Annotated in this window: 19 protein-coding genes; 12 read left to right on the top strand and 7 right to left on the bottom strand. The window is 30.3% G+C overall.

Annotation, left to right across the window (positions count from 1 at the left end; translation table 11 throughout):
• Positions 1-26 precede the first annotated feature (26 nt).
• The 5 genes from SLH33_RS00790 to SLH33_RS00810 all read left to right on the top strand — a co-directional run bounded on the left by SLH33_RS00790 (position 27) and on the right by SLH33_RS00810 (position 4686).
• Positions 27-539, top strand: a complete 513-nt coding sequence (locus SLH33_RS00790; RefSeq protein ID WP_320417152.1) for an Hsp20/alpha crystallin family protein — start codon at positions 27-29, stop codon at positions 537-539.
• 42 nt (positions 540-581) lie between these two features.
• Positions 582-1010: a hypothetical protein gene (locus SLH33_RS00795; protein ID WP_320417153.1), complete on the top strand. Its 429-nt coding sequence runs from the start codon at positions 582-584 to the stop codon at positions 1008-1010.
• 21 nt (positions 1011-1031) lie between these two features.
• The gene (locus tag SLH33_RS00800) at positions 1032-1655 is read left to right on the top strand and encodes a hypothetical protein (RefSeq protein WP_320417154.1); all 624 of its coding nucleotides are present in this window, start codon (positions 1032-1034) and stop codon (positions 1653-1655) included.
• Positions 1656-2046: 391 nt separating this feature from the next.
• Positions 2047-3408 (top strand): NAD-dependent succinate-semialdehyde dehydrogenase, encoded by a 1362-nt coding sequence (locus SLH33_RS00805; RefSeq protein ID WP_320417155.1) that lies wholly within the window; start codon positions 2047-2049, stop codon positions 3406-3408.
• 33 nt (positions 3409-3441) lie between these two features.
• Entirely contained in the window at positions 3442-4686 is a 1245-nt protein-coding gene (locus tag SLH33_RS00810; protein WP_320417156.1) for a Pycsar system effector family protein, read from the top strand.
• Here the strand turns inward: SLH33_RS00810 and SLH33_RS00815 are convergent, their stop codons facing one another.
• Positions 4687-6813 carry a hypothetical protein gene (locus SLH33_RS00815; RefSeq protein WP_320417157.1) on the bottom strand — a complete coding sequence of 709 codons (2127 nt, stop codon included), beginning with the start codon at positions 6811-6813 and terminating at the stop codon, positions 4687-4689.
• A 167-nt stretch (positions 6814-6980) separates the two neighbouring features.
• Between SLH33_RS00815 and SLH33_RS00820 the strand changes: the two genes are divergently transcribed.
• From SLH33_RS00820 to SLH33_RS00830, 3 genes are read left to right on the top strand one after another with little or no spacing between them, the layout of a single operon-like run.
• On the top strand, positions 6981-7115 hold the full coding sequence (locus SLH33_RS00820) for a YqaE/Pmp3 family membrane protein (RefSeq protein ID WP_320417158.1): 135 nt from the start codon (positions 6981-6983) through the stop codon (positions 7113-7115).
• Between the two features lie 12 nt (positions 7116-7127).
• Entirely contained in the window at positions 7128-8153 is a 1026-nt protein-coding gene (locus tag SLH33_RS00825; RefSeq protein WP_320417159.1) for an App1 family protein, read from the top strand.
• The gene (locus SLH33_RS00830; RefSeq protein WP_320417160.1) at positions 8150-9418 is read left to right on the top strand and encodes a hypothetical protein; all 1269 of its coding nucleotides are present in this window, start codon (positions 8150-8152) and stop codon (positions 9416-9418) included. Before SLH33_RS00825 ends, SLH33_RS00830 begins: the two co-directional genes overlap by 4 nt.
• A gap of 7 nt (positions 9419-9425) precedes the next feature.
• Here SLH33_RS00830 and SLH33_RS00835 read toward each other — a convergent pair whose 3' ends face one another.
• Positions 9426-9980, bottom strand: coding sequence for a hypothetical protein (locus SLH33_RS00835; protein ID WP_320417161.1), 555 nt, complete (start codon positions 9978-9980; stop codon positions 9426-9428).
• A gap of 186 nt (positions 9981-10166) precedes the next feature.
• On the opposite strand from SLH33_RS00835, the gene SLH33_RS00840 reads away from it, so the two are divergent.
• On the top strand, positions 10167-11918 hold the full coding sequence (locus SLH33_RS00840) for an FAD/NAD(P)-binding protein (RefSeq protein ID WP_320417162.1): 1752 nt from the start codon (positions 10167-10169) through the stop codon (positions 11916-11918).
• Between the two features lie 23 nt (positions 11919-11941).
• A complete protein-coding gene (locus SLH33_RS00845) occupies positions 11942-12772 on the top strand; it encodes an SdiA-regulated domain-containing protein (protein WP_320417163.1) in 831 nt (276 codons plus the stop codon).
• A gap of 3 nt (positions 12773-12775) precedes the next feature.
• Here SLH33_RS00845 and SLH33_RS00850 read toward each other — a convergent pair whose 3' ends face one another.
• Positions 12776-16474, bottom strand: a complete 3699-nt coding sequence (locus tag SLH33_RS00850; RefSeq protein WP_320417164.1) for a metallophosphoesterase — start codon at positions 16472-16474, stop codon at positions 12776-12778.
• 196 nt (positions 16475-16670) lie between these two features.
• Here SLH33_RS00850 and SLH33_RS00855 point away from each other — a divergent pair, with 196 nt between their 5' ends.
• Positions 16671-16973 (top strand): HPF/RaiA family ribosome-associated protein, encoded by a 303-nt coding sequence (locus SLH33_RS00855; RefSeq protein WP_320417165.1) that lies wholly within the window; start codon positions 16671-16673, stop codon positions 16971-16973.
• A gap of 31 nt (positions 16974-17004) precedes the next feature.
• A complete protein-coding gene (locus SLH33_RS00860; RefSeq protein WP_320417166.1) occupies positions 17005-17547 on the top strand; it encodes a type 1 glutamine amidotransferase domain-containing protein in 543 nt (180 codons plus the stop codon).
• A gap of 98 nt (positions 17548-17645) precedes the next feature.
• Here SLH33_RS00860 and SLH33_RS00865 read toward each other — a convergent pair whose 3' ends face one another.
• The 4 genes from SLH33_RS00865 to SLH33_RS00880 all read right to left on the bottom strand — a co-directional run bounded on the left by SLH33_RS00865 (position 17646) and on the right by SLH33_RS00880 (position 20745).
• Positions 17646-18635, bottom strand: coding sequence for a DNA topoisomerase IB (locus tag SLH33_RS00865; RefSeq protein WP_320417167.1), 990 nt, complete (start codon positions 18633-18635; stop codon positions 17646-17648).
• A gap of 8 nt (positions 18636-18643) precedes the next feature.
• Complete coding sequence (locus SLH33_RS00870; RefSeq protein ID WP_320417168.1) at positions 18644-18910, bottom strand: hypothetical protein; 267 nt, start codon at positions 18908-18910, stop codon at positions 18644-18646.
• A gap of 56 nt (positions 18911-18966) precedes the next feature.
• Positions 18967-19368, bottom strand: coding sequence for a VOC family protein (locus SLH33_RS00875; protein WP_320417169.1), 402 nt, complete (start codon positions 19366-19368; stop codon positions 18967-18969).
• A 96-nt stretch (positions 19369-19464) separates the two neighbouring features.
• The gene (locus SLH33_RS00880; protein ID WP_320417170.1) at positions 19465-20745 is read right to left on the bottom strand and encodes a DUF2254 domain-containing protein; all 1281 of its coding nucleotides are present in this window, start codon (positions 20743-20745) and stop codon (positions 19465-19467) included.
• Positions 20746-20809 lie beyond the last annotated feature (64 nt).

Here is a 20809-nt window from a genome sequence, read left to right on the forward strand (position 1 = left end):
TAAGTTTAATCTAAATACAAGAAAAAATGAGTACACTAGCTAAAAGAAAGAGCACAAATAAAAATGTATCTCCATGGAGTAACCGTTTTCGTTCTCCTTGGAGCAATGACCTACTATTTTCTTTAAGAGATAATTTCTTTTCTCCAGATTTCATGAAATTAGATAGTATGTTTAATGATGAGTTTTTTAAAAAAGAAACTCAAATGCCAGCAATGAACGTTAAAGAGAATGAGAAAAATTTTGAAATTGAATTTGCTATTCCAGGATTTTCTAAAGAAGATTTTGAGGTGTCAGTAGAAAATGATGTGTTGCAAGTAAGTGCAGAAAAAAAGGAAGAGAAAGAAGAAAAAGATGAAGAAAAATACTCAAGAAAAGAGTTTAGTTATCGGTCTTTCAAACGTTCAATATCTATTCCAGATTCAGTAGATTTAGACGAGAATATTGAAGCAAATTACGAAAACGGAATTTTAAAGTTGAAGTTGATAAAAGGAGAAGAAGATGATGAAACTCCGGTTAAAAAAGTAATTAAAGTAAACTAAAAACAAAATGGCAGGGAGTTTATCCCTGCTTTTTTTATCATTATGATTACAAATACTATCAAATATATTCAATGGATGAGTCCAGAGGATATGCATGTAGCTACTATTGAATGGGAGTCTGAACTTCAATTTATAGAAGATGAACACTATTTTTTTGAAGAATTAATGTTGCTGTTTACATTACAGTTGTTAAAAAATGAAGATTTTTCAGTTAGTAGAGACTTAGCAGAGCTTTTAAGCAACTTGAAAAAGGAAAATTCCGAACTCAAAAAAGAAGTAATTAAGCATAAAAATAAGCTTGAAATATTGGTAGATGGAGTAGATGAATTTGAAAAAGAAAAAGAATACAAAATTCATCATAAAGAGCTTGCTTTTCAGTTAAAGGAACATTTTAAAAATCATAAGAACTACAAAAAACAATTATTTAAAACGGTAAAACCTTTTTTAGATAAAAAATCATTAAATCCATAAATAATTAAGAAACTTATCAATATGAAAAACTTACAATTTTTGCTTGCTTTCGTTTTACTTTTTGGTTGTTCAAGCGCTGATTTAATCAACAATTGGAAAAACCCAGATATTGAGGTTTATACCCCTAATAAAGTGTTGATTATAGGTTTAACGTCCAATGATAATGCACGTAAGAAATTTGAAAATGAGCTTAAAAGTGAATATGAGCGTAGAGGTATTATAGCAGTAGCAAGTTATGAATATTTTAATTCTGAAAAGAAAACAGAACAAGATATTGATAAAATGGAACAACAAATAATTAATGATGGTTTTGATACTATTTTATTTACTAAAGTAATTGGTTCTGATAGTAAGACTAGATTAGCTCAATCCTACAAAAACATAGAAGGTACTTACAGAGATTTTAAAGAAGAATATTACAGTTACCAAGATATTATTCATAATCCTGAGTATTATGAAAACTACCAAATATACCATGCAGAAACTGAATTATTTTGTGTATGTGAAACAGAAGCTAAAAGATTAATTTGGAAAGGTTATGTTGATATTACGGATCCTATATCTATAGAAGATACTGTTTCAGATTATGTAAATTTGGTAGTATTAGCAATGGATGAACAAAACTTAATACATGTAGTTGAATAATTTTTATAGATTTACATAAAAAACTAACATAGAAATGAAGTTGTTGTTTGTAGTTTTTATGGTTTCAGAACCATAGAACAAACGATCAAAAAAATGATTCTTTTCTTGTAAAAACACTCTAACTTTAACATCATTTATAAGTTTGCACAGGATAAGATAAAGGAACTCCACTGACCTCTTTGTATAAGATGTTTTTGGAGTTTTTTAAGTCGTGGACTATTTAAAATTGAAAGATGATTAATTATTTCTTATTACGTCAAGAATTATAAAAGCGTTAATAATATTTTTAAATGAGTCAATTCATAAAAGACAACAAAAATAAATTTGTAGTCAGTATTTTATATAGCATTTCTATATAATTAGTTAATTTATACACACAAAACGTTACGTAATGAAAAATAAGATCGCTTCCATAAATCCTTTTACAAATAAAGAGATAAAACAATATTCTACTTATACCAATAAAGATCTAAATCAAATTTTAGAACAATCAGATAGCACTTTTCAGGATTGGAAATATGTAAGCATTTCAGACCGAGTTGAATTGTTAAATAGCCTCTCAGAGCTATTAAATGATAAAAAAGAAACTTATGCAAAACTCATTACTGAAGAAATGGGAAAACCTTTATCACAAAGCATTGCAGAAATAGATAAATGTGTTTGGTTATGTGATTTTTATGCAAAGAATGGAGAGCAGTTTTTATCTGATGAACTTATAAAAACAGAAGCGCAAGAAAGTTTTGTAAGCTATGATCCGTTAGGTTGTATTTTAGGCGTTATGCCATGGAATTATCCTTTTTGGCAAGTATTTAGATTTGCTATCCCCACCACATTGGCGGGCAATACGGTTATTGTCAAGCATGCTAGCAGTGTAACAGGGTGCTCGTTAGCAATAGAATCTCTTTTTAAAGAAGCAGGTTATCCAGATTTTGTGTATCAAGCAGTAGTTGCAGATCATAAATCTATAGAAAGTATGGTAGAAAGTGATATTGTGAAAGCCATATCTTTAACAGGTAGCGAAAAAGCAGGTAAGGAAATGGCAGTTCTAGCAGCTAAAAATCTTAAAAAATGTGTGTTAGAGTTAGGAGGGAATAATGCTTGTATACTATTAGATGATGCTGATTTAGATACGCATATAGACACAATAGTAAATGCGCGAATGCAAAATGCGGGACAGAGTTGTATTGCAGCTAAAAGGTTTATAGTTACTGAGGGAATTTATGATCGTTTTTTAGAAGAGTTTAAAAAGAAATCTGAAAAAATAAAATTAGGAAATCCTATGGATGATGATACAGATATGGGACCTTTAGTAAACGAAAAAGCATTAAAAACTGCCGAAAAACAAGTAAAAGAATCCGTTAAACAAGGAGCTAAAGTGGTTTTAGGAGGAAAAATATCTCAGTCGTTTTTTGAACCAACAATAGTTACCAATGTAAAACCAGGTATGCCAATTTATGATGAAGAAACTTTTGCACCCGTTGCAGCCATAATAAAAGTTAAAGATTTGGAGGAAGCTATTGAAATAGCTTCAGATACAAAATACGGATTAGGAACTATGATGTTTACCAAAGATATAGAAACAGCTAGAAAACGTATAGGAGATATTAACGACGGAGCTTTTTTTATCAATGAACTGGTAAAATCAGATCCTAGATTACCGTTTGGAGGGACTAAAAACTCAGGTTACGGAAGAGAGCTTTCAAGAGAAGGGATTCATGAGTTTGTAAACAAAAAAACGGTATATATTAAATAAATCATAAGTAATTACTAATCTAAATTGTAGATAATGGCAAAAGAAACTACTCCCAACAATGAAGAAAAAGAAATTATTAAAGATAAAGTTTTTCTTAATGCTCAACAATATATCATTGAGTTGTTCAAAAAGTCGTTACCTACAACTATGTTGTATCATAATTATTTACATACAGAGAGAAGTTTAGAAAGGCTAGAAGACATATTTAAAGAAGAAGATTTTACAGAGCAAGAGAAGCGTATTTTAAGGCTTGCTGTGTTGTTTCAAGATACGGGTTATATAGCTTCTTTTAAAGAGCCTACAAAAGAAAGTATTGGTATAGCAAAAGGCTATTTACAATCAACAGATATTAAAGAAGAAGTAAAAAATACTGTTTTGCAATGCATAAAAGCATCCGATGAATTAAAACCGTCTTCTAATGAATTAGAAAATATTTGTAAAGATGTGAAGCATTTTGCAGTGGCTCATAAACGTTTTGAAGATTTTAATGAACTGATAAAAAGTGAATTAGAAGTGCATGCTAATGAATCTTTTTCGGATGTTGAATGGAGACAAAAACAACTTACATTTTATACTAAAGAACATCGATTTTACAGTACTTACGCGGTCAAGAATTGGGAAAATAGAAAGCAACGAAACATCAGTAAACTTATAGAAGACAGCAAAAAAGAAAAAAAGAACGAAGAAAAGGAGAAAAAAAAGGCTTACTACAAAGAAAAATTCAGAAAAGAAAACCCAGAAAGAAGTATTCAAACGTTGTATAGGGTAGCTTTAAGAAACCATATAAAATTAAGTGATATAGCAGATTCAAAAGCAAATATCTTACTTTCAGTAAATGCTATTATTATATCATTAATCATTGCCAATTTATTATCACAACTTAACGACCCATCAAATAGGTATCTATTACTACCTACTATTATTTTTGTGTTCTTTTCAATCATGTCTATGATCATGTCTATTAAAGCGACACAACCAAATGTAACCAGAGGAGAGTTTACAGAAGAAGAACTGGAAAGACAAAAAGTAAATTTAGCTTTTTTTGGAAATTTTCATAAAATGGAATTTGATAAATTCAAAGAAGCTTTTGATGCAATGATAGAAGAGAAAGAGAATGTGTACAATACTTTAACACAAGATTTATATTACTTAGGTGTGGTTTTAAATGAAAAATACCGATTGCTTAGGTATACCTATTTAACGTTTATGTCTGGTATCATTATTTCAGTACTGGCTTTTACTTTGGCTTTTTTCCTAAGAAATACCATTACTTTATAATTAACTATAGGCAATAGAAACACGTAAAGCTTGTAAACTTGAAATACCTCTTAATTGCTCAACTTCTAAAAGTTCAACTTCATCTTTTAAAAGATTTTCTTGTTGTAAGATATTGATGAATTTTCTGTATAGTTCTTCAACATCTGTATGATCAAACATAATAGTTATTTTTCCAGGTTGAGTAATTCTTTCTTCGGTGTTTTTAATAAAGGCTTTGTCAATACGACTTTTCATTACTTGGTAACGAACATTATAAGAACCGTCAACATCAAAAAGCTTTTCGTCTTTTCTAAAACGAATGTCAAGTGTTTTGTTATATACCAATATCATAGAAGCCATTTCTAAAGAAACAGGATATTGATGCTTATTATCATTAAAAAAACGTTCCATTTGGCACATTGTTCTAAGTTGCCATAAACGAAGTTTTTCTAAATGTTCGGGTTTAAATTTTATATCCTCATTAATGGAACTTCCTATGTAAATATTATGTTCTACACCATCTGTTTTATAACGTTCAAAAAGATGTGGATGAATTAACTGTGCTTCTTGTTGTTTTGTATCTAAAAAAGTAGCTAATCTTTTGTTAATAACATTCACTGTTTTATCATAATTCTTTCGGTAATAATACACGGAATCTGTATCATCAAGCTTTTCAAAATATGAAAGGATTTCATGGCTGTCTTTTTCATAATTTTTCAAATAATCAATTAGAGTAGGGTGTGCATATTCATTTAAAAACTCATGAATAGTTGATTCTAATTGAGCATCTATTTTAATATTGAGTTCTTTCTTTAGCTTCTTAATATTTCTTTTTAAATACTTATAATTTATAAGCAAATGTTTTTCATTCAAATTATCCAACAGTTTATCCAAAACATTAAAATGTAGAATAAAATCTTTAGCAGCAGCAATATTTCTTTTTTTTGAAGAACTTTTAATATCTATCTGTCCGTAAAGAGGATATACATCTTTAAAAACGATATCTTTAAAATCTACAACACTTCCATATTTTTCTTGTTCTTCTATAAATTCTTTAGCAGCCTCATCAAATTTCCACTTTACACTGGAGTGTATTGCAGTACATTCTCTTTGTATTACAGCATCTATCAAGTAATCATATTTTTGTAGTTGTCTTTCAAAATTAATTTTTAATAAAGGTAAAAAGCTTTCTATCAAAAACAACTGTTTACTAGTTAGGTATTCATCATTATTAAAACCTAATTCCACTACAAATGCATGCTTTTTATTGTGAAATAATTGCGGAATTAACACGATGCTTTTTAGCTTTTTATCTGCAACTGTATTTAAAAACTCTTCATTTTCTGTGGTATGATAAGTTTTATTAGAGGTCTGTATTATTAAAGGTTTAAAAACATCAAAAAGCTGATAACCAATAGTGCTATTATAGTAATTTTCAATTTCTTTAGTATTGGGATTGAAAAGCAAACTATCATCCGTATTAAAAGGAGAATACATCCACTTGTTTTTTTTCAGTTTAAATACAGAAACACCCAATGAAAAATTCTCTATTTTAAATAAAGATTTTAAAATAGACTCAATTTTTTGTATTGTATGATTACCGTCTTTAAGTAATAAAGTTGAAAGTTTGTTTTTGTAATATTGATCCGTAATATCTGTAAAATTCAGAATACTAAAGCCTTTAAAAATATAGCTTTTAATAGGGAATTTTTCTTTCCATAAATCAATATTATCATAATTCTGCATTAATAATGCTATATCTTCATTACTAAGAGGTATAGTTTTGTTTTGAGGCTGAATGGAAGCAAATTCATGTATAAAAGATACCTTGTAAAAGGTTTTAAAACTTCCATTTTTAATTACTACGATAGCATCATCAAAAATTTGAGCATTTTGTTGATAGTACTTACTTAAAATTAAGCTACATGCATCAATATATAATTGAGCAGGCGATTTATTTACATAATTTAAATCGAGAATTTTGTTTTCTGATAAAAAAACACCTTGAAAAGCTTTAGTGGCATGTACATAGTGATTATTATACGGAGCTCCCGCCATTTTAATTTCTAAATCAGATAGCGCCTCCGGAAATAAACTTTCAATGTTTGTAGGTGCTTCTAAATCAATAACAAAGGGTAGTTCTAACATAGTCAGTTTTTATTTGCAGTGTTACTAGTAACACTCTTACTACAAATGTAATCATTTTAAAACCAGATTTTTTTCTGTAGAATGATAGAGTTAAAACTCAAATGTTTTGAGTTAATCTTTTGTTTAAATGCTCATTAATTTTGTAAATGATATTAAAACTCATAACTATGTCATTGTTTAGTATTATATTAAATATAATTTTTCCTCCTTTGGTAGTGGGCTTAAAGCATGGGTTAACAATAACATTGCTTATTTATTTACAATACCTACTTGCTTATAGGGAGTTATTCATCCGTTTATAACGAATAGTATTAATGGAAAAAGTGTTTAAATTCATATCTAATTTATTTAAAGATAATGATCCTATTATCATCATGCCTTTTGGAGGATATGCTAATGATACACATATTTTTTCACAGGCACGCGTACTTGAAGATGAGGGAATTGAAGATAAAGAAGACAGAGGATGTATAAGAAACGTATACAATTCTTACAAACGATTTGAAACGGATGAAATTCCGGACTCAAATGTGAAAGTTTTAATCGATAAGAAAAAAATTGCTGACTTACATTCAGATAAAGAAGGTTACATCTATTTAGAAAGTCCGCACAATCTTGAGCTGATCAATCAGAATAAAAATCAATGGATTCCTGTTACTTATCAACTTTACCTCAATAACAAACCTGATTTTAAAGTAGTAGATTACGTATTATATCCATCCAAAGACGCTTCTTACGGTATTATTACCGATATGGATGAAACTGTTATTGAAACAGGGCTCACTTCTCGATTTAAATGGAAAGTAATTGTCAATTCTTTTTTTAAACATAGTAATGCCAGACTACCTTTACAAGGAGTGCAAGAGTTTTATCAGAAATTATCAAAAGGATCTACAGGCGGAAAAGAAAATCCGTTTTTTTATCTTTCAAACAGTCCTTGGAATCTTCATGAATATTTAACTCGTTTTTTAGCGTATCATCATTTTCCTAAAGGTCCGTTACTTCTCAGAGACATTGGCTTTGAAAACAAAAGAAAAAGCTCTTTTTTAGAAAGGAATAAATTTTTAAAAATTTCACATATACTCAATGCTTACCCTTATTTACCATTTATTCTTATTGGAGATGCTGTGGATATTGATAGCGAAATTTATATTGAAGTAGCAAAACAATTTCCAAACCGAATCAAAGTCATTTATATACGAACGGTAAATGATAAAAAGAAAATGGAGGTAATTGAAAAACTCATTGAAAATAATACCCATGTAGAAGTAAAGCTTATTAAAAATACTGAGGAAGCCATAGAACATGCTGCAAAAAATAATTTAATTACTACGGTATGAAAAAGGTTGTAGGCATACTGGCAATTGCTATAATTTTAATAATTGTATTGTTATACATATCTGTAGGAAGTACTTCAAAAAAACAAGATACCTGCCATATATTAAACTTCTCTCAAATTGATACTGTAAATTTTAAAAATTATAAAACCGTTACTGTTAGTGCCAGTAATTTATATGAAGCGGGTTTTATTAAAAAACTGATGCAAGGAGAAAATTATAGAGATGCATGGAACACACCGGTAAAAACTCCCATTTTATTTCTGGATACACTTTATGGAGGTATACAAATACTAAAAGAAGGAGGCGGACACCAAACGCAATCGTTGCGATTACAAGCTAACAACGGAATAATCTATACGTTAAGAAGTATAAATAAAAATCCGGCACCATTAATACCAGAATTTGCTAAAACGTTGGGATTGCAAAATATTGTTATTGACGGTATTTCTTCACAACATCCTTATGCTGCACCTGTGGTAGCTGAGTTAGCCAATAATGCTAAAATTTTACATACACATCCTAAAATGTTTTTTGTTCCAAAGCAAGAATCATTAAAAGAATACAATGATAATTATGGAAATAGATTATATTATTTAGAGTATGAAAACAAAGGAAGTGTGAACTGGACCACTATTGACAGTATTTTTACCATTATTGATACAGAAGATCTTCAGGAGTTAAAAATGAAAAGCAGAAAGAATTTACACATTCATAAGCCAACTCTCATAAGAGCTAGATTGTTTGATCTTATAATTGGCGATTGGGATAGACATGCAAAACAGTGGGGATGGGCAGTGCAAAAAATAAATGAAAAATATACAGCATATCCTATTGCAACGGATAGAGACAATGCTTTTTTTAAGATGGATGGTTTTGTTCCGTCTATCATATCAAATAAGAATGTACTGGAACAGTTAAGACCTTTTGATGAAAAAATAGAGCATATTGATGGTTTAGTGTATGATTTTGATGTGTATTTTTTATACCAAACATCCGAAATAGAATTTATCCAACAAGCGCAAAAATTACAAGAGCTGTTGACCGATGAGGCTATTGAAAAAGCTTTTTCAGTCTGGAATGAAGAATTGTATAAACATGATGGAGCAAGTATTATTCATAAAATAAAAACACGAAGAGATAACCTTATCAATATTTCAAAAAGATTCAAAAGAGCTATTGATAAAAAGCCATTGTTAAATTCGCCATTAAAAGGATGCGAAAGAAAAGATGTTGATGAGAATCTTTTAAAATGTTTTGAGTGTTAGAACAATGTTACCTTTCATTATTTTCGTCATCCTCATCTTCTTCGGCATGAATAAGAATACTTTCGTTTAAACCAATAGTTCTAATCATACTAGAAATAGTGTTGTACAACATGATAACTACAACAATTAAAGAAGAACCTAGAACACTTGATACTCCTAATGTGGTGTAATAAATAATAGTAAACCAGTTTTGAGGCACATTATCAGATTCGGTTATAGGAAGATTAAAAATTAAAAAACTAACCAAAGAAGCGATAAAAACTACAGTATCAAATTTGGCAACCAAAAGAATATGATGATAATGTGCTTTTTTAAGTTTATTGTTGATATTTGAACTTAATCCTAATACAGTTAATAGTAAAGCGAGTATAGTTGCAGACGCAAGAATAATAGTGTTGGAAAGTACATTGATACCCGATAAAGATTTTTGAAGAAGTACTTTAGCCTCGTAGCCACTAACATGTCCTATAATATAGGCACCCACACTCAGTACGCCTAAAGCAATGACTCCGCCTAAAATGGCTCGTTTCATATACCTGGTTAATTTTAATGATAAATTCATTTTTTACATATTTAACTTTTCTTAATCATACAAATTTTATGCTTATTAAGCTGTTTTATTTGTCCTAAAGAAAAAAATATTAACACATTTGGAGTAATTCTTTATAGTTACTTTTTAAACTATATGAGTCAATTACTTACATGAAATTATAAGTAAATTAGTAACTCAATTTTTTAATCTTCACTTTTGAGCACTACTGAAAAAAAAATAGCTATTGTAGGTTGTGGACCTCGCGGACTTTCAGCTTTAGAAAGCTTATATTCTGAGCTATCAAAATCCACCATTTCAACTCTTGTAAAAACAGTTGTTTTTGAGCGTACAGGTAACTTCGGAAATGGACAAGTGTATAATTGTGAGCAAAATTCAGCTAATTGGTTAAACGTAGCAGGTAGAGAAGTTGCTATTGAAAAGCGAGAATCTTTTAATTATAATCAGAATGAAATACCAAGTTTTCCTTCTTTTCAAGACTGGTTAAACTTAGAAAAAACTGATAAAACAAAAGCTGATTATTATCCAAAAAGAAGTGAGTTAGGAACCTACTTAAATGAACGTTTTACTACTTTGTATGAAGGACTTTCAAAAGCAGGAGTAATACAGAAACAACAAGAAGAGGTAATAGACATAGAATGTAAGAATAACCAAGTCAAATTACTAACATCTCAAAAAAATGAGTACTTGGCAGATGAGGTATTGTTAACAATTGGTCATCAAAACACGGAAACTCATGAACAAATAAAGCGTTGGACTGAGTATGCGAATAAGAATGATTCTACCTCATTTTTTCAAAAACCTTACCCGATTAATGAATTCTTAAATGGTAAAATTATCAATGCACAGAGTAAAATAGCTCTTCGTGGCTTTGGGTTGTCAATGATGGATGTGGTAAGAGCTATTGCAGTAGAATCAGGAGGAAATTTTAGTCATGTTAACGAGCCAGGTGATAAAATGATTTACATCTCAGGAAGAAATACACCAAAGAAGTTAATTCCGTTTTCATTAAACGGGTTACCCATGCACCCTAAACCATTCAATGAAATTGTCGATTCTTGGTTTTTACCTAGTAAAAAACAAAAAAATCAACTGATAAGCCAAATAACAAAAGCCAAAGAGAATATAGATAAAGTACAATCTCCTGATTTTTTAGTTAAAGCAATGGCACCTATAATAGCTGAGGTTTATCTTAATTTAGAAAACCATTTGTATGTAGATTTAAAAGAAGTATCTATTGAAAACCTTATTGTGGACTGGGTTTTGCATGATAAGAATAATGAGTTATGTATGTCACCAGAAACACCCATTAAATCTCAATTAGAACAGTATGTGTTAATGGCTAGCGGTAAAGCCAATATAACACTAGATTATTGTATTGGGCAAGTATGGAGGCATTTTCACCCTACTTTATATCAAGAGCTTTCTCATACCAATTTTCCACCAGAAATTATGGCAGATATTATAGCGTTAGATCAAAAATGTAAGCGTTTAACTTTTGGCCCGCCAGTAGCAAGTTTACAACAGTTAATTGCGTTAATGGATGCAAAGATTCTTACAGTAAGAGTAATTGATGATCCGGATATTGCACTTACTGAAAAAGGATGGGAGTTAGATGCTGAGGATACAGAAATTACAGCCAATATTATGATCAACACTGTGTTAGACAATCCCACTTTATTGGAAGTTAAAACACCACTAATTAAAAATTTGGTTAAAAAAGGAATTTTAAAAAGTGTTCATGAAAAATTAGGAACTAAAATCTTAAAAAATGCAGTAGCGGTTTCCAATAATGAGTCAGAATATAAAAATATATCTATGTTAGGCAGATTAACAATAGGAAGCGTATTTGGAGTCGATGCTATTTCTGAATGTTTTGGAAACCGTCAGATACTATGGGCTAGAGGAGTGGTAAAGCGACTATCTGAAAATAAAATTAAAAATAAATAATAAAATAAAGAATTTAAAGAGTTATGATGAGAGTATATACTATAAAAAAATGGTTAGGATTATTTTTTACATTTTTCATGTCAATAAGCTGTGTACATACACAAAACATTGAAGTCATTACCAAAGTAGATAAGGATTTAAAAGAAGTTTCTGGCTTGCAATTAGTTTCAAATAGTAATTTGTATTGGGTGATAGAAGATGCAGGAAATAAACCCATTTTATACGGATTAGATGAAAATGGAAATAAAGTTCAGGAAATTAGGATAACTAATGTAAAAAATAACGATTGGGAAGATATTACAGCAGATAAAAACGGAACTCTTTATATAGGTGACTTTGGAGATAATTCTCGAAAAAGAAAAACCTATTCAATCTATAAAATTGTACTAGATAATGTAGAAAATAGCACTGTTAAAGCTGAAGTGATTAGCTTTAGTTTACCAAAAAAGAAAAAATCATATGATTTTGAAGCTTTTTTTATACGGGATAATCATTTCTATGTTTTTAGTAAAGAAAATGGTGAAACAAAGATTTTTAAGGTTGAAAATAGAGTAGGAGAGCAGGAAGCTACATATTTAGGTGAGCTAAAACTAAAAAGAAAACATAGCGAAATAACGGCTGCAGATATAGCTACAAATGGTAGAGAAATAGCACTACTTACTCATAAAAGTATATTGTTACTTACCAATTTTAAGAATGATGAGTTCCACAAAAGTTCTGTAAAAGAAATAATGTTTAACCACAATTCACAAAAAGAAGGAATGAGTTTTAAAGATGACTCTACAATTCTTATTGCTGATGAAAAAACAAAGCATAAAGGAGGTAAGATATATTATTTCAGTTTAGATGAATAAGGTTTAAAAATTAAAGCCAAATCCGAAAGAGAAGCGTAATCCTTCTTTTCCTGTAAAGAAATTAAAGGTACCAGAAACAGAGTCTGCTGCAGTTACCCAAAAACCACCACCGTAAGAAGCATGCCATTGGGTTGAGGTTTCATTCTCAGCCCAAACTCTTCCAGTGTCAGCGCCTCCAAAAACACCTATTTGAATGGGTATCAATCTAGTTTTAAAACGATTAAAACTATATCTTATATCTGCACTTCCTACTAAAGAATGTTTTCCAGTAAAACGTTCATTTCTGTAGGCACGTAAGCCATTTCTACCGCCCAAATTAGCTGCATGATAAAAGAAAATATCATCACCAAAACGCAATTGGGTGTTTACGTCTGTTTTTAAGACCAGCTTTCTGTTTTTAGAAAGACTGTTGTAAAATCCAATTCCAGAATTGATGTATCCGAAAGTATAATCTGTATCTTCAAATTGTGTTTTTGCGCCTATTTCTAAGTTAAAATTCATTCCTTTTGTAGGGTTCATTTTATCATCAAAGCTTTTATAGGTGTAAAGAGCTTCAATTCCTCCAAAATAATGACGTTCATAAAATTCGTTATTTTCATCAAGATATAGATCTGTTATATACCTTCCTTCTGTAGGATTTACTTTAATACCTTCAAGCGTTGTTTGCACGCCATAATCACTACCAAAAGGAGCTTTTTTTAACAAACCTAGTTTTAGACTGTAAATACTGGTTTTTACTCTGTTATAATCCCAACCTAAATCATCATCAAAATTTTCAGTTTCATTTCCATAACCAAAGAAATTATTGGTAAAGCTATTTGTGGTGTACACTCCGTTTAAATGAAGATTCCATTGGCCGTTTAAGCTATACTCTCCTTTATATCGAATATCAAAACCATTGGTTGCAAAATAATAACCAATTGCTACTTGATGCTTATAAGTAAACGGATTTCTTTCAAAACCACTTTTCGTTTTAGAAATGGTAATACCGGTTGAGAATCCATCATCAGGATTGTAACCAACTAAAGGGGCAAACATACCCGATTTTGTGATGTATTTTTTATAATCAAACAAATTGTAATCATAAACATCGGTAAAATTAATATCGGCTCCTTTATTTTTTTCTATAGTGTTCGCTTTACTTTTATGATCGTATACTTTTATTTTTCTTCCATTTTTTATGGTGTATTTATCATGCCCTAAACCACCAATCAGTCTTATTTTTATAGGATTTTGTGGATTCCCGCTTACAAAAAACTGATCGTCATCGTCTAAGCCATACACCCAAATTTCTTTAGTTTGTTTTCTCTCTAATGTTCTATCAACTACTATTTCGCCCCTTTTTCCTTTCTTGTTTCTAGAAATAATAATGTGTGTTTTATTTTTTTCTTCTCTAATAATATCAATAAAATCATCTTTATCTGTACCTGTTAAAATGACGAGTGTATTTAAAAAATCTGCATATCTTTTAGCAATATCAACTAAGTTTCCACGTCTGCCTTTTAAGTTTTGTTTAATTTCTTCTAGAGTAGTATCTCTTACTTCTTCAGGCACTTGTAAAAAAGCTTTTTCTATTACTTCATCTGTAATGTTTTCTTCAATGAACTTGGCCATTTTAACCCATGTTTGCTCATCAGAATTTTGTACCAATGTTCGGTCTAATTTTATACCTGCATTGTTGATCCATTCCACATCCTCTATATCATCATCATATACTTGTAATTGTTTAGAAGAACTTGAAATAAAACGCATAAAATCTAATACACCACCATCAAAATTTGCAAAAACCTGATCTCTATCTCTAGGGATAGGACGGTACAATTTATCACCATTCGTCTGATCAAACTGTGCCCAACGCCATTGATCTTGATGTCTGTCCCAATCACCTAAAAGCATATCAAACAACCTTGCTTTTATATAGGCTTCTTCATCAATTTTATATTTTTCGTCTTTTCTTATTTTTTCAATAATATCATGAGAGCTTTCAATATCATCGGCATATCCAAAAGTGCGCTCTTCACTATAATTTTCTTCAGGACGCTCTTCAATTAAATAAAGTTCATCGCCAAAATCTTTGTTATATTCTCCTAAGTATTTTTGTTTAGGGATATAAAAAATTTCTGGATTGGTATGAAGTACTCCTATAGCATTCGATAATTCAGGAACCACCATAAAAGCATAAGGATGTGCTGCTGTGTAAAAATCTAAAATCAGCCTTTCTACCGCTGTTTTTTCATAATTATCTTGAATGTTTTTGTCTTTAAATAATACCGTTTGAAGATACTGATTCGCACTTTTTCTTAGTGCTCGCATATTAAGTTCTTTACCATCTTTGGTTTTTAAACGTAAAGATTTTGTTTGATGACCACCTCCTTTTCTTACAATTTCCAATCCACCATACAAGGTGTCTAAAGTAGCTACTTTAGCTTCAATTTTTTTACTATAAATATCACGATAATGTTCACCCCAAAAAGTTTTAAAAAAATCACTAACATTTGTTTCTTCTTTAGAGTAAACTGATGCTTTTATTGTTGAAGGAAATGTATTGGGTAAGTGAGAAACATCGTAATGTTTATATGGAGGGTGAACCTCTTTTGTAAATAGAGGAGAGGTGTTTTTATGGCTGTAAAATTCTACCCAGCTACTACCGTCTTTATAAATAATTAGTTTTGCAAATCCTTGTTCACCATACGAAAATAATCCGTTGTTATTTAATGCTGCTGCTGATTTTTTGGATCCTGAACCTGATACAATTTGCTTTATACCTTCATTTTCTATGTATTGTAATGAATGCTCGTGACCAGAAACTAAAACAAGATTCTCTACACCAATACACAAAGCTTCTAATCGATTCATCAATTCATTATAACGCTCGTTATATCTATCTTGAATTGAAACTCCACCTTGAGAACGGATTTGTACTATTAATGAAGCGAGACCAGGCATAGGAATATTGTTTTGCATCGGATATAAATGCTTTGATGCTCCGTAAAATCCGCCATGAGTTCCGTTTGTATACATAGGATGGTGTAAGGCAAAAACAATAGTCTTATTCTGAGCTTTTTTTAGTTCTCCTTCCACTTCTTCAAAAAAGCGTTCGCGAGTTTTAATTTCACAATCATCATTAATAGTTGGATGATTATTCCAGTTTTCAAGATACCACTGAGTATCAATAATAATTAGTTGTATGTTTTCATCAATATCTACACTTTCTAACGGGCAGCCATTTTCGGGTAAAAAAGTGTTTTTGCCTAATGCATCTTCAACATATTTTTCTTCTCGTTTCAAACCTTTTAATCCGTTATTATACCAATCATGATTTCCAGGAATGAAAATGGTTTCTCCGTTAAAATCTTTTGCAACATTCAACTGTGCATTTAAGTTGTTTTCAGCTGCTTTTCTTTTTTTTGAATCTTTTTTGGGTAATCCTACAGGGTAAATATTGTCTCCTAAAAATAAAAGCAAGTCTCCCTCAGTTTTTTTATTCTTTATATGGTTTTTGAAAGCAGTAAGTCCTAAGGAATAGTCATTAGTAGGTGAATATCCTGCATCTCCTATCAAATAAATGGTTTTAAGAACTTCTTTATTGGGTATAGTTACATTTTTTGATTTTTCCTCTTGGTATTGCGCTTTATAAGAAGCACATGAGGATAAAAGAAAGAGAACAGAGAATAGAATTGATGTAAAATAATTTTTAGGCATAGTAACTCATTTGAGTTCAAAAATAATTTTAAAGCATTGTAAAAATTAGCTCTAAGAAGTTTAAAGTTAACTCATTTACTCACAAAATAAAATTAGATCAAGCATTGATATGAGCTAAAACTATTAGGTTTTGAGCAAATGATTGAGTGTGAAATCAAATAATTTTACAATCCAAATAATTTAAAAAATAGCAAAAATGGAAATAGTTTATGAATATGTAAACGTGAGTCAAAGTGATCGTTTAGAACAAATTATACAGGAACATTTAAATGAAATAGAAAAGCGCTTCTCGTTTGTTATAAGAGGTGATGTTTTTTTGAAAAAAGATAATAAAGATATTGGAAAGCAACATCATTGCGGAATTCGTTTGAGTGTACCCGGACCAAGGATGTATGCTTCGTCAGATGAAGGTAGTTTTGAAGAAGCTATTAATGAAACGGTACGTGATTTAAAAGATCAACTTGAGAAAAAGAAATCAAAAATGAATCCTCATTTATAAAGAAAGTACAATAACCTAAAAGTTTAAAATTATGAAATTAAATTCTAAAAATGTAGCAATTTTAGCTACCAATGGCTTTGAACAGTCAGAATTATTTGAACCTATGAAAGCTCTTAAAAATGAAGGAGCAAATGTGCACATAGTTTCTTTAGAAAAAGGAGAGATTAAAGGATGGAAGGACGGTGATTGGGGAGACTCAATTACGGTTGATAGAACGCTAGACGAAGTAACTGCTAATGATTACAACGCTTTAGTATTACCAGGAGGAGTATTGAACCCCGATACATTACGAACTAAAAAAATTGCATTAGATTTTGTAAAATCTTTTGTTGAAGCTAAAAAACCTGTGGGAGCTATTTGTCATGCGCCTTGGTTATTAGTAAGTTCTGAAGTTGTAAAGGGAAGAGATGTGACTTCGTATAATAGTATTAAGGATGATTTAATCAATGCAGGAGCAAATTGGCATGATAAAAGTGTGGTTTGTGATGAGGGATTGGTAACTAGTAGAAATCCTAATGATCTTCCGGATTTTAATAGTAAACTTATTGAAGAAATAAAAGAAGGAAAACACTAAAATTAAAATTAAATAAAAATCTATCGGTACTTTGTATAATTACAGAGTACCGTTTTTGTTAGGCTGAAAATACGTTGGATTAAAAATTATAGGGAATTTTAATTATTCTTTAAACTGTTTTTTAGCATGACCAATACACCCAATTCTTCTCTAGATAAAGATTTTGATTCGGAAAGCAATTTATCAACTTCATTCTTAAAGTAATTAATGGTTTTACCATTTACATATTCATCCACTATTCTAGGATCAACGTATGAACTTCTAGCAACAGCAGGTGTGTTACCAAGTTTCTCTGCAACTGTAACAATTGCTTCTTTAATATTTTTATCAATTACTTTTTGATCCTTCTTGTCTACAGCACCAATGTCATCCAAAGCTATGGCAGCAATAATAGTTCCTGCCCAGGTCCTAAAATCTTTAGCAGAGAATTCTTCTCCCATATGTTCTTTTATATAGGCATTTAAATCGTCACTTTTAACATCAACTTTATTGTTATTTTCATCAAAATATTTAAAGATTTCATATCCGGGAATTTCATCCAATTCCTGAACAATTTTTGTTAAACGAGCATCAACAATATGTTTTTCTTGTTCTTTATTTGATTTTCCGGTATACGTAAAAATCATTTCATTGCCATGAATAGTTAAGTGTTTGCTCCTAATAGTGGTGAGCCCATACGTATTATTTTCACTTGAGTAGTATTCATTACCGGGTCTAAAAAAAGCAGTTTCTAAAAGACGAACCATTACAGCAAGTACTTTGTTTCGGTTCATTTTTTTAGTACGAAGATGCTGACCTGTAACTCTTCGCATGTGTTCAAGATTATCAGCAAAATCAATTATACGATCAAACTTTTTTTGATTTCTTTTCTCTATATAATTTGGATGATAAATGTATTGTTTTCGGTTTTTGTCATCACGACCTGTTACTAGCAAATCAGCATTTGGATCTTCGCTTATTTCTACTTCAGTCCAAGCAGGAGGAATTACCAAAGAGTTTATCCAACTTCTTATTTTTTGGTTTTTAATTGTTTTACCTTGGTTATTTTTAATAGTAAAACCTCTTCCATGTTTTTTTCTGAAGTACATGTTTTGTGTTAAATGGAATCTTCTAAATTTTCATTGTGTTCACTACCTTGACTATAAAGCTGATTTTCTTCATCTTTTAAGGTCTTTTTAGTAGTGTTTTTCGGTAATTTTCTACCAGGAATATCTAAATCTTTCCCTGTAAAATCAACTGGTTTCTTTCTGTTCTTTAAAATAGAGTCATCGCCACCATCGTTTCTGATATGATCATCGTTTAAACGTTGTAATTCTTCTTTTGTAACATCAGAATTATACTTCTTTTTATCTGAACTTTCCATTGTGTTTGAGTTTTAAGGTTATGTTAATGATAAGTGTTGAAGCTAATTGTAAACTGTTACAGTTTACAATTAACCATCCAATCTACTTTGTATTTATCGGTACAACGACCGTACAAAGCATTCCATTCATGTTCTCTGAATTCTTCATGGATTATTCCTCCTTCAGATAATTTATTGAAGATTTTTAAAGCTTTTTGCTCATCTTCTAAATCTACACTTAAATGAATGTTATTTCCGTTGTTTAAAGGAGTGTCTGGAGAGGCATCATAAGCCATTAGATGAATTCCCTTTCCTTTTAATTCGGCATGTTCTAAATTGTGTCGATAGTCTTCCGGAATATCACGTTTTGAGTTTTCGTAAGTTTGTCTGTTTACAATTTGTGCATCAAACAAATCTGCATAATAATTTAATGCTTCTTGGCATTCGCCTCTAAAGGCTAAATAGGCTTGAACTTTCATAATATCTTGTTTTTTGACAAAATTAAAAATGAAAATCGCCATCTGTTTGCTCATTTGAAAGAATGATTAACACAATAGATTTTGATATAGTAATACTTATTTCATTGCTTGTAGCAGGTTTTTTAAATCATCAGGATTTGAAATATGAGTTTCTATATCGTTTTTAATATTGTTTAATTCGTTAGTAACAATAGGCTCATAATTAGTAGTTGCGCTTTTAGCAGTTTTCATTAAATGTGTAAGCATGCTGATAAGTTCATACATTACAGAAGCATCTGATTTAGCATACAAACGGATAGGTTGAATAACTTTTCTGAAGATTTCTTTAAAAGGAACGTTATGGTGAATTATTTTTAAGTTTCCTTTAGGATTGATACAATAGGTATCGGTTAATTGTGCTGCTTTTTTCAAAAGAATGCCTACATAATTAATAACATCTATAGCAGTACCAGGATCATTAACTCCAGGAGAAAGGGCTCTTACAGCAATTTCTGTGAGTTTTACCATGTTACTCACGCTGTTTTCACTTTCTAACCTATCATTTACAATATTAAAACATAAGCGAATTTCTTTAATAGCTTCTTCTGAAAGATTAGTATTGATTTTTGCAATAGTTTCACCCTCCCAAGTCTTTTGATTTTGATGGACGAGTATTTCCAGAATATTGTTGTTTTTTATAAACGATTGTTCTAAAAAACTACTATCAAAATCTTTGTAATATCCTGTTGTATTAGCAGTAATAGATTCTTTATTTTGAATATTTTTTGGAATAGCTATTGTATTTTCCTTTGATTGTTCTTTAATCGCTTTATTTAGACTTCTATCACTTTTTCTGAAAAGAGTTTTAATGATGGTGTTTATTTGAATTGTACGAGATATAGAGTGAATAAAATATACGAAGAAGCCTACACAAGCAATGCTTAACATAGCTGAAATCATGGTAGAAAGACCAAAACTATTTGTTTTAACACCATATGCTCCTAGAGAGATTAATATAATCATACAATAGGTAAGTGTACCTATATAAAAACCTAAGATTAACTGATTTCTTTTGTCGGAAATCAGCCCCGGTAAAAGTCTGGGAGAATAATTAGCAGAAGCTTGGTTAAGCACTACCATAACCATTGAAAAACTAAATACGGTGAGAGATAAAATTCCGCCTATTAATGTAGAAAGTATGGTTTGCGAGGTTTCTTTATCTTGAATGAACAAAAAAGAAAAGTTTGATTTAAATTCAGAAATCAACTTTATACTTTCAAGAGATAGTGATACTACGGCTAGTAAAAAGAATAAAAAACCAATTAAAATAGGATAAAAAGCAATACTTGAAAGTACTTTTTGATACCAAATTTTAATAAATTTTAAGATCGTTTTCATGAGTAAGGTTCTTAACCTCAAAAGTATGGCAGTAAAATGGTTAAGGTTAACTCAAAAAGATAAA

Origin of the sequence: Tenacibaculum sp. IB213877 (assembly GCF_034043975.1) — a bacterium.
In the GTDB taxonomy this organism is placed as follows: Bacteria; Bacteroidota; Bacteroidia; order Flavobacteriales; family Flavobacteriaceae; genus Polaribacter.